Origin of the sequence: Paracraurococcus ruber (assembly GCF_004353985.1) — a bacterium.
In the GTDB taxonomy this organism is placed as follows: Bacteria; Pseudomonadota; Alphaproteobacteria; order Acetobacterales; family Acetobacteraceae; genus Paracraurococcus; species Paracraurococcus ruber.
In genome coordinates this window covers 1-10,121 of record NZ_SMOA01000202.1, presented here as the reverse complement: position 1 = coordinate 10,121, position 10,121 = coordinate 1, and the positions used below count along the sequence as shown (strand labels likewise).

Below are 10,121 nucleotides of genomic sequence, written 5' to 3'. Positions count from 1 at the left end.
CGCGCCGGGATCCGGCGGGCGCGGCGGGGCGGGGACCGGCGGCGGCGCCAACCGGTCCGGCCGCCGCCGGTCAGCCGGCATTCGCCCGGGCCAGCCGCGCCGCGTCCCGCCCGGCGATCCGGCCGAAGACCGCGCCGCGCAGCACCGAGGTCGCGCCGGTATAGGCGCCATGGTACAGCCCGGCGGTCTCGCCGGCGGCGTAGAGGCCCGGGATGGGCTCGCCGGAGGTGTCCACCACCCGCGCCCGCGCATCGGTCTTCAGCCCGCCGAAGGTGAAGCAGTTGGCGCAGGTGATGGGGTAGGCGAGGAAGGGCGCCGCCGCGATCGGCCGCGCCCAGTTGGACTTCGGCGGCGACAGGCCATGGGTGCCGAGGCCGTCCAGCTCGAAGGGCCGGAAATCGCCCGGGCGGCAGGCGGCGTTGTAGGCCGCGACCGTCCGCCGCAGCGCCTCGGGCGGCAGGCCGGTCTGCGCCGCCAGGTCCTCCAGCGTGGCGGCGGTCACCGGCGGCTGGTCGGTGCGGACGCTGCGGCGCCAGCCCGTCACATCCTCGATCCGCTGGTCGAGCAGGCACCAGGCGATGCCCTGCGGCTGCTCGTTGATGCGGCGCGTGATCGCCTCGTAGACCGCGTCCACCGTGCGCGACGCCTCGTCCACGAAGCGCTCGCCCAGGGCATTCACCAGGATGCCGTAGGGGAAGCAGAAGACGATGGGCTCCGGCACGCCGGAGCGCGGGTCGATCGGCTCGGCGTGGAATTCGGTGAAGTCGCCGGCCGGGGCGGCGCCGGCGGCCAGGCCCATCGCGATGCCCTCGCCCTTGTTGTAGTAGCCGCCGCGGGCGACCGGGCGGATATGGCGTGCCCTGGGGCCGACATAGCGCGCCAGCATCTCCGGATTGCCCTCGAACCCGCCGCAGGCCAGCACCACGGCGCGGGCGCGGAAGGCCAGGGTGGCGCCGCCGGCGCGCGTGGCGCGGATGCCGGCGGGGCGGCCTTCCGCGTCGGCCAGCAGGGCGCGCGCGGTCGTCTCGTAGTGCAGGGCGGCGCCGCGGCGTTCGGCCTCGGCGGTCAGCGTCTCCACCAGCTGCAGCCCGCCGCCGGCCGGCATGATGCGGGTGGTGGATTGCGTCAGCAGGTAGGTCGCCATGGGCGAGAAGCCGATGCCGAGCGACTGCAGCCAGCCGAGCGTCGGCGGCGCCTGCGCGGCCAGCGTGCCGACCAGTTCCGGGTCGGTGAAGCCATGCGACTTCACGATGCCAGGCCAGGCGGCGTAGTCGCGGGCGGTTTCCGCCACCAGGGACGGGTCCAGATAGGCCCCGGCATTGGCGGCGAAATGGGATTCGAAGTCGTCGGCGACCGCCTCTGGGCTCTTCATGCGCATGAAGGCCTCGGTCCAGCGGGTATTGCCGCCGGCCTCCTCGCGCGGGGCGCGTTCCAGCACCGCGACGCTGGCGGCGGCTTCCAGCGCCGAGACGGCGGCGGCGAGGCCGGCGATGCCGTGGCCCACCACCACCACGTCGCAGTCATGCGTGTCCATGGGATGTCCTCATGCATGGGCGTGGGAGGGCGCTGCCCACCCCCGGAACCCCCACCCGCCAGAGGCCGAGGGGCCCCTGGACACCGGGAGGCGGCGGCCGCCAGGCGAACCCGAGGGTTCCAAGGGCCCTTCGGCCCTTGGCGGGTGGGTCCAGGGAGGGCACGGCCCTCCCTGGGTGTCAGCTCCTGACGAGCGGACAGCCACCCTCGCTCATCGGCCGCCAGGCTTCCTCCGGCGGGATGTCGGCGACGAGGCGGCAGAAGTCGAAGCGCGACTTCGCCTCCGAGGCCGGCTTCACCTGCCAGAGATACATTCGGTGCATCGCCCGCCCATCCTCGCGGATGCGGACATTCTCGTTGTACATGTCGTTCATCGGGGTGGATTTCATCGCCGCCACCACCGCATCGGCGTCGGTGCTGCCGGCCGCCTGCACCGCCTTCAGCCAGTGCAAGGTCGCGCCATAGACGCCGGCATGCTGCAGCCCGGGCGGGTGCTGCGGGATGCGCTGCTGGAAGCGGGCGGCGAAGGCGCGCGCCTTGTCCGACATGTCCCAGTAGAAGCTGTCGGTGAAGACCATGCCCTCGCAGGTCTGGTGCCCCAGGGAGACGACGTCGGGGATCTGCACCAGCAGCGTCGCCATGCGGACCCGCCCGCCGCGGGTCAGGCCGAATTCGGCGGCCTGCTTGACGCAATTCTGCAGGTCGGTGCCGGCATTCGCCAGGCCCACCACCTTGGCGCCGGAGGCCCGCGCCTGGATCAGGAAGGAGGAGAAGTCGGAGGTGTTGAGCGGCGCCTTCACCGCCCCCAGCACCCTTCCGCCATTGGCGCGCACGGCATTGGTCGCATCCCGTTCCAGCGCATGCCCGAAGGCGTAGTCGGCGGTGATGAAGAACCAGGTGTCGCCGCCCGCCTTGGTCAGCGCCGTCGCGGTGCCGTGCGACAGCGCATAGGTGTCGTAGCCGAACTGCATGCCGTAGGGGGAGCAGCGGGCGCCCGTCATGTCGGAGGTGGCGGGGCCGGTGATCAGGTAGACCCGCTTGCGCTCCCGGCAGACTTCCTGGATGGCAAGGCCGGCGGAGCTGGCCGCGCCATCGGCCAGCGCATCCACGCCCTCCCGGTCGATCCATTCCCGGGCGAGCTGGGCGGAGATGTCGGCGCGGTTCTGGCCATCCGCCTGCCGCACCACGATCTGCCGGCCGAGCACGCTGCCGCCGAAATCCTGCACGGCGAGCTCGGCCGCGACGCGCTGGCCCGGCCCGCCGACATCGCGGAAGGGCCCGCCCATGTCGCTGACCAGGCCGAGCTGGACGGGGCGGCTGGTGGATTGCGCCCGCAGCAGGCCAGGCGCGGCGAGCAGGGGCAGGGTACCCGCCGCCCCGGCCAGGAGCGTGCGGCGCCGGATGTTGTTTTCCATGGACATGTCCTCCGCCCGTGAGACTAGGCGGGGTGATGGCGATCCGGCAATCCGCTGCGCATGCGGTCCGGTGCCGGCCGGGCGGTGGCGCCGTGGGTCGTCCGGCCGGGCCGGGAGAAGCCGCCGCCTTGCGCGCCCTGGCGGCGGGCGGAGCAGGGGGCGTCCGCCCGGCGGGCACATACCGGCGGCATGGATGGTCCAGTCATGCCGCGCGCCCGAACGGCCGCCGCAGCCTGTGTCGCGGTGCCAGGGCCTGCGGCGCAAGCCGCCCGGCGATGGCGGCCGTTGATCGGCCAGGATCACCTGTCGTCGGTAAGCCCGAACGCCGATGGAGTTCGGGGTCTGCTTTCTCCGGCGCGGCGCCGCCACGCCGGGCTCCCATCGCAGCCATGCCGCGATGGGAGCCCGGCAACCCCGCGCGCGACGAAAACCCGGAGGCCTTCGGCATCCGGGTCTCTCAGGCGGCCTTCAGGTGCTCCTGCAGCCGCGGCATCAGCTCGACCAGGTTGCAGGGCTTGTGGCGCGCGTCGAGCTGGAACAGCAGGATGTCGTCCCAGGCATCCTTGCAGGCGCCGGTGCTGCCGGGCAGGGCGAACAGATAGGTCCCGCCGGCGACGCCGCCCAGCGCGCGGGACTGCATGGTGGAGGTGCCGATCTTGCGGTAGCTCAGCATGCGGAACAGCTCGCCGAAGCCCTCGATCTCCTTCTCCAGCACGCGCTTGAAGGCCTCCGGCGTCACGTCGCGGCCGGTGATGCCGGTGCCACCCGTGGTGATGCCGCAGTCGATGGCGGGGTCGGCGATCCAGCGGCGCAGCACCGCCTCGATCGCGTCCGCCTCGTCCTTGACGATCTCCCGCGCCACGCAGCGGTGGCCAGCACCCTCGATCCGCTCCTGCAGGGTCTGGCCGGAGCGGTCGGAGGCGAGGTCGCGGGTGTCGGACACGGTGAGGACCGCGATGTTGACGGGGACGAAGGGCAGGCTCTCGTCGATCGGCATGGCCGGGCTCCGGATGGCGTCGGGCGGATAGTGGGGGTGCCGCCGGCCTGCGCGAAGCCCCCCGGTCCCGGCTTGCATTTCTGTAATGTCTGAAATATCTGACCCCCATGAACCTGCCGCCGCTTATCCAGGCCTTCGTCCTGCATTTCGGGGAGATGGGGTCGCGCTGGGGCATCAACCGCACGGTGGGGCAGATCTACGCCCTGCTCTACGCCGCCGACCGGCCCCTGAACGCCGAGCAGATCACCGAGGCGCTGGGCATCGCCCGCTCCAACACCTCCATGGGCCTGAAGGAGCTGGACACCTGGCGGCTGATCCGCCGGCTGCACCTGCCGGACGACCGGCGCGACTATTTCGCCGCGCTGGAGGACCCTTGGGCGATCGTCCGGACGCTGGCCGAGGAACGCCGCAAGCGGGAGGTGGACCCGACCCTCTCCGTGCTGCGCGACCTGCTGATGCAGGCCCCGGCGAGCGAGGCGGAGCGGCATGCGCAGGACAGGCTGCGGGCGCTGAACGAGGCGATCGAGCTGCTCACCGGCTGGGCGGACGAGGTGCAGAAGCTGCCCGATGAACGGATCGTCGCGCTGCTGCGCCTCGGCGCCGGGGTGGCGAAGGTGCTCGATGCCGGGGACCGGCTGAAGCTGGTGCTCGGCGGCAGGGCGAAGGCGCCGGCCCGGCGCAAGAAGGACTGAGAGCGATGGACCCGATCCTGCTGGCGCGCATCCAGTTCGCCGCCAACATCTCCTTCCACATCCTGTTCCCGACCGTGACCATCGCGTTGGGCTGGGTGCTGCTGTTCTTCAAGCTGCGCTTCAACCGCACCGGCGACGCCGCCTGGATGGCGGCCTACCGCTTCTGGGTGAAGGTCTTCGCCCTGTCCTTCGCGCTCGGGGTCGTCTCCGGCGTCACCATGTCCTTCCAGTTCGGCACCAACTGGCCGGGCTTCATGGAGATGGTGGGCAATGTCGCCGGGCCGCTGCTGGCCTATGAGGTGGTGACGGCCTTCTTCCTTGAGGCGACCTTCCTCGCCATCATGCTGTTCGGCTTCGGCCGGGTCTCCAACCGCGTGCACACCGCGGCGACGGCGCTGGTCGCCGGCGGCACCTCGCTGTCCGCCTTCTGGATCCTGGTGCTGAACAGCTGGATGCACACGCCGGCGGGGCATGAGATCCGCGACGGCGTGGTGCATGCGGTGGACTGGTGGGCGATCATCTTCAATCCGTCCATGCCCTACCGGGTCGCGCATATGCTGCTGGCCTCGGGCCTGACCATCGCCTTCCTGCTGGCCGGGCTGTCGGCCTGGCGCTGGCTGCGCGGCGATGCCTCGGCCGGGGTGCAGAAGGCGCTGCGCACCGGCGTGGTGCTGGCCGCGGCGCTGATCCCGCTGCAGATCCTGGCCGGCGACCTGCACGGGCTGAACACCCTGCAGCACCAGCCGCAGAAGGTCGCCGCCATGGAAGGCGTGTGGGAGACGGAGCGGGGCGCGGCACTCCGCCTGTTTGCCATCCCGGACGAGGCGGCGCGCACCAACCGCTACGAGGTCGCCATCCCCAACCTCGCCAGCCTGATCCTGACGCATGAATGGCAGGGGGAGGTGCGCGGCCTCAATGAATTCGCCGGCCAGCATCCGCCGGTCGCCCCGGTCTTCTACGCCTTCCGCATCATGGTCGGCATCGGCGTGCTGATGCTGCTCGTCTCCTGGGTCGCCGCCTTCCGGCTGTGGCGCGGCGGGATCACCCGGCCGCTGGCCTGGGCGCTGTTCGGCATGACCTTCTCCGGCTGGGTGGCGACGCTGGCCGGCTGGTACGTGACCGAGATCGGCCGCCAGCCCTGGCTGGTCACCGGCATCCTCCGCACCGGTGAGGCGGCGGGGCCGGTCCCGGCCGCGACCATCGGCCTCTCCCTCGCGCTCTACCTCACGCTCTACGCGGCGCTGCTCGCCGCCTACATCGCCACGCTCTTCCACCTGGCGAAGCGGCCGGGGGCGCCGGAGCCGGAGGCGCTGGGCGGCCGCGACCCGCTCGCCCCCCTGCCGGCGGAGTGACCCCGATGGCCGAGACGCTCCCCCCGGGTGCCTGGCTGCCCATCGCCTTCGCGGCGCTGATGGGCATCTCCATGCTGCTCTACGCCGTGCTGGACGGCTTCGACCTCGGCGTCGGCATCCTGCTGCGGCGGACGGAGGAGGAGGCGATGCGCGACCGCATGGTCGCCTCGATCGGCCCCTTCTGGGATGCCAACGAGACCTGGCTGGTGCTGGGGGTCGGCCTGCTGCTGGTCGCCTTCCCCAAGGCGCATGGGATGATCCTGACCGAGCTCTACCTGCCGGTCGTGCTCATGCTCGCCGGGCTGATCCTGCGCGGCGTCGCCTTCGAATTCCGCGCCAAGGCGCCGGCGGCGCAGAAGCCGCGCTGGGACCTGGCCTTCCAGGGCGGCTCGCTGGTCGCAGCCTTCGCCCAGGGCTGGATGCTGGGCGCCTACATCCTCGGCTTCGCGCCGGGCTGGGGGCCGCTGCTCTTCTCGCTGCTCTGCGGCGGCTTCGTCACCGCCGGCTACACGCTGCTGGGCGCCACCTGGCTGATCTGGCGCGGGGAGGATGCGCTGCAGCGCCGCGCCGTCGCCTGGGCGCGGCATGCGCTGTGGGTCACCGTGGCGGGGGTCGTCGTCGTCTCCATCGCCACGCCGCTGGCCAGCGCCCGCATCTTCGACCGCTGGTTCGGCCTGCCGCAACTGCTCGGCCTCGCCCCAATCCCGGTGGCGACGGCGGGGCTGGTCCTGGTGCTGCACCTGGCGCTGCGGCACCTGCCGCGCGCCGACCACCGGCTGGACTGGGTGCCCTTCGCCGCCACCATCGGCATCTTCGTGCTGTGCTTCCAGGGCCTGGCCTATTCCTTCTGGCCCTATGTGGTGCCGGAACGGCTGACCATCTTCGCCGCCGCCAGCGCGCCGGAGAGCCTTGCGATCATCCTCGTCGGCGCGCTGGCGGTGCTGCCGATGATCCTCGGCTACACGGTCTTCGTCTGGCGCGTCTTCGGCGGCAAGGCGAAGGCGCTCAGCTACGGCTGAGGGCGGCGCCGCGCCGCCAGCAGCCCAGCGAGGCCAAGGCCGAACAGGCCGAGCGTCGCCGGTTCCGGCACCTGGGTCACGGTCAGGGTCGCGCCGCTGATGTTGCTGAAGGCCGTCGTGCCGATCGTCGACAGCGCGGCGCTTGAGGTGACGAAGAGGATGCCCACCTGGCTCGTCGCATCCCGGACGGTGAAGCCCACGCCTCCGGAGAACGGCCAGTAGGAGATTCCGGAGCAGGCGTTGCCCAGGAAGCTGCAGCTCGTCACGCCGGGCACCGGCAGGGTGGAGGCCGGCGGGTCGAGGAAATCCGGCACCGTGAAGTCAAGCTTCACGTCAAAGTCGATGGGGCTGCGGATGCTGTAGCTGACGGCCGCCTCGGCGGCACCGGACAGCCCGGCGGCGAGGAGCGCGGCGAGCAGCGGCTTCGTGAAGCACATGCGGTTCTCCCGGCGCGGCGTAGGCGCATTACGGAAAACCTACCGTTTGGTTACGGCGGGCGACAAGCTCCCGCCGCCCCCGGCGCTCAGTTCACCCGCCGCGCCTTGGCCGCCAGCATCGCCACCACCTCCTCCGGCTGCGCGAAGCGCGGGAAGCTGCCGGCCGCGAGCTGGTCCAGGCTGGGCGCCGGCAGGCCGAGGCGGGAGGCGTAGATCCAGCTATAGGTCAGCACCTGCTGCACGAAGCCGCGCGTCTCGTCGAAGGGGATCGCCTCGACGAACAGGAAGGGGTCGTCGCGGTGCCCGTTCGCCGGCAGCCATTTCAGCAGGTTGCCCGGCCCGGCATTGTAGGCCGCCAGCAGCCGGATCAGGTTGCCCTCCACCCCCTCGTGCCGCGCCAGGTAGTGGACGTAGCGCTGCCCGAGCTCCAGCGAGAAGGCGGGGTCGTGCAGCCGCTGCGCGCCATCCGCCTGCAGCGACGGGTCGCGCGCCAGGTAGCTGGCGGTCGCCGGCATGATCTGCAGCAGGCCGCGCGCCCCGGCGGGGGAGACGGCGCCGCTGTTGAAGCGGCTCTCCTGCAGCGCCAGGGCATAGAGCAGCGCCGGATCCACCCGGAAGCCGCCCTGCGGCAGCAGCCGCGGCACCGGGAAGCGGGCGAAGTCGCGCGGCCTGCCATCCGCCGCCTGCGACGCGGCGGCGAGCTGCGAGGTCAGGCCGGTCAGGTTGGCCTGCGCCGCCACCGCCAGCATCGCCCGGACCAGGGCGGGGTTGCGCTGCGCCTGGGCCCATAGCTGGCGCAGCTCGGCCTCCGCCCGCGCGGTCTGGCCGACCTGCAGCAGGGCCAGCGCCCGCCAGCCGCCGGCGGTCTCGGCAATGGCGGCCGCCTCGGCCTCCCCCACCAGCTCGCCTTCCCAGGCGAAGCCGGCAGGCAGGGCAAGCGCCCGGCGGGCGACCAGGCCGTAGAAGGTCCGCGGCTCCTGCGCCGCCTGCATCATCCAGGGGACATAGAGGCTGGGCCGGCGCGCCCGCACCGCGGCGCGGGCGGTCCAGAAGGCGGCGGCGGCCTTCAGGGCGGGCGCGGCCTGCTCGGTCCGCGCCGCCCGCTCGAACAGCGGCAGGGCGGCGTCGTAGCGTTCCAGCCCCCAGGCGGCGAGGCCGGCGGCGAAGGCGGCGAGGCCGGAGGGCTCGCCGGCGCGGGCTGCCTCGGCACCGACGCGCAGCGCCTCCTCGTCCCGGCCGGCGCGGAACAGGCCGATGGCGAGGTCGGCGCGCAGCAGCCCGGCATAGGCCGGGGACAGGCCGCGGGTGCGGTGGATCAGCGCCTGCGCGGCGGCCGCATTCCCCTCCCGCGCCCGGTCGCGCACCGCGCGGTCCAGCGCCGGGTTGCGGGTGACGGCGGCGGAGAGGGGGGATCGCTCCTCGGGCTCCAGCGAGGCCTCGGGCGGCAGCGCCTCCGGCTGGCTGGGCGGGGCGGGCAGGGCGGCGCCGCGCGGCAGCAGCCGGGTCAGCAGCGCATGGATGGCGGGGGCGTCGGGATGGTCGGCATGGCGGGCGAGCCAGGCCTGCACCTCGGCGGCCTGCGGCGCCGCTTCCGGCCGCAGGAAGCGGTCGGCCAGGACGTGGCCCAGCAGCCGGTCATCGCCCAGGCGGTCGGACTCGCGCGCCGCCGCGGCCAGGTCGCCGCGCGACTGGAGGTCGAAGATGCGTCGCAGCCGGGCGGCGTCGGACGGGGCCAACACCTGGGGCAGGCCGGCCACGCCGCCCAAGGGGGCGGGCCGGGGGACGCTCATGGCGGTCTGGTCGACGGCCCTTTGCGCGCCGGCGGGGGTGGTCCCCCCGCCCAGCAGCGCCGTGCCCCACAGGACCCCGACAAGCAGGGGGCGAAGGGCACCGCGGGCCATGGGTCCGATCGCGGGCATGGCCCGCTCCCGTTAGCGGTCCCGGCTTCCCCCGGCAACCCTCAATCGTCGAGACGAGCCAGGAAAAACTTGCGTTACCGCCAGTCCCAGTCACTTACGCTTCGTTGACCGATAGAGGAACGGCCGGTTTTCCCTCTATTGGCGTGCCAGGCTGCGCCGCAGCAACAGCAGGTCTACCCAGGCATCACGCTTCGCCGCAGGGTTCCGCAGCAGGTAGGCGGGATGCAGGGTGGCCAGCGCCGGCAAGGACTGGTCTTCGTTGATCGTTACTTGATGCCAACGGCCGCGCAGCCGGGTGATCCCCTCCTTCGACCGCAGCAGGCCCTTGGCGGCCGAGCCGCCCAGCAGCACCAGCTGCCGCGGCCGCGCCAGCTCGATGTGCCGCAACAGGAAGGGGAGGAAGAGCGCCACCTCGGCATCCGTCGGCGTCCGGTTCCCCGGCGGCCGGAAGGGCAGGATGTTGGTGATGTAGAAATCCCGCTCCCGGTGCAGGCCGATGCTGGCCAGCATGCGGTCGAGCAACTGGCCGGACACGCCGACGAAGGGCTTGCCCAGCCGGTCCTCGTCGCCGCCCGGCGCCTCGCCGATCAGCATCAGCCCGCTCTCGGCCACGCCGTCGGCGAAGACCAGGTTGGTCGCGGTCTCCCGCAGCGGGCTGCCGTCGAAGGCGGCCATGGCGTCGCGCAGCGCCGGCAGGCTGTCCGCCCGGGCGGCGAGCGCCGCGGCGCGGCCGGCGGCGGGCGGGGCGGCGATGCCG

General features: G+C 72.8%; 9 protein-coding genes. 3 read left to right on the top strand and 6 right to left on the bottom strand.

Annotated features, from left to right (window positions below):
* Window positions 1–70: 70 nt before the first annotated feature.
* From tcuA to moaB, 3 genes are all read right to left on the bottom strand, one after another.
* The gene (tcuA, locus tag E2C05_RS23995; protein ID WP_133222169.1) at window positions 71–1,534 is read right to left on the bottom strand and encodes an FAD-dependent tricarballylate dehydrogenase TcuA; all 1,464 of its coding nucleotides are present in this window, start codon (window positions 1,532–1,534) and stop codon (window positions 71–73) included.
* Between the two features lie 178 nt (window positions 1,535–1,712).
* Window positions 1,713–2,948 carry an ABC transporter substrate-binding protein gene (locus E2C05_RS23990; RefSeq protein ID WP_200306140.1) on the bottom strand — a complete coding sequence of 412 codons (1,236 nt, stop codon included), beginning with the start codon at window positions 2,946–2,948 and terminating at the stop codon, window positions 1,713–1,715.
* Window positions 2,949–3,405: 457 nt separating this feature from the next.
* Complete coding sequence (gene moaB, locus E2C05_RS23985) at window positions 3,406–3,945, bottom strand: molybdenum cofactor biosynthesis protein B (RefSeq protein ID WP_133222168.1); 540 nt, start codon at window positions 3,943–3,945, stop codon at window positions 3,406–3,408.
* Between the two features lie 107 nt (window positions 3,946–4,052).
* Here moaB and E2C05_RS23980 point away from each other — a divergent pair, with 107 nt between their 5' ends.
* From E2C05_RS23980 to E2C05_RS23970, 3 genes are read left to right on the top strand one after another with little or no spacing between them, the layout of a single operon-like run.
* A complete protein-coding gene (locus tag E2C05_RS23980; RefSeq protein ID WP_133222167.1) occupies window positions 4,053–4,637 on the top strand; it encodes a GbsR/MarR family transcriptional regulator in 585 nt (194 codons plus the stop codon).
* Between the two features lie 5 nt (window positions 4,638–4,642).
* On the top strand, window positions 4,643–5,989 hold the full coding sequence (locus E2C05_RS23975; RefSeq protein ID WP_133222166.1) for a cytochrome ubiquinol oxidase subunit I: 1,347 nt from the start codon (window positions 4,643–4,645) through the stop codon (window positions 5,987–5,989).
* Window positions 5,990–5,994: 5 nt separating this feature from the next.
* Complete coding sequence (locus E2C05_RS23970) at window positions 5,995–7,008, top strand: cytochrome d ubiquinol oxidase subunit II (RefSeq protein ID WP_133222165.1); 1,014 nt, start codon at window positions 5,995–5,997, stop codon at window positions 7,006–7,008.
* Here E2C05_RS23970 and E2C05_RS34325 read toward each other — a convergent pair.
* From E2C05_RS34325 to E2C05_RS23955, 3 genes are all read right to left on the bottom strand, one after another.
* Window positions 6,999–7,445, bottom strand: a complete 447-nt coding sequence (locus E2C05_RS34325; RefSeq protein ID WP_200306138.1) for a PEP-CTERM sorting domain-containing protein — start codon at window positions 7,443–7,445, stop codon at window positions 6,999–7,001. The genes E2C05_RS23970 and E2C05_RS34325 overlap by 10 nt on opposite strands.
* An 86-nt stretch (window positions 7,446–7,531) precedes the next feature.
* On the bottom strand, window positions 7,532–9,202 hold the full coding sequence (locus E2C05_RS23960; RefSeq protein ID WP_240046875.1) for a lytic transglycosylase domain-containing protein: 1,671 nt from the start codon (window positions 9,200–9,202) through the stop codon (window positions 7,532–7,534).
* Between the two features lie 297 nt (window positions 9,203–9,499).
* On the bottom strand, window positions 9,500–10,121 hold a 622-nt coding region (locus E2C05_RS23955), incomplete at its 5' end, for a uracil-DNA glycosylase (protein WP_133222164.1).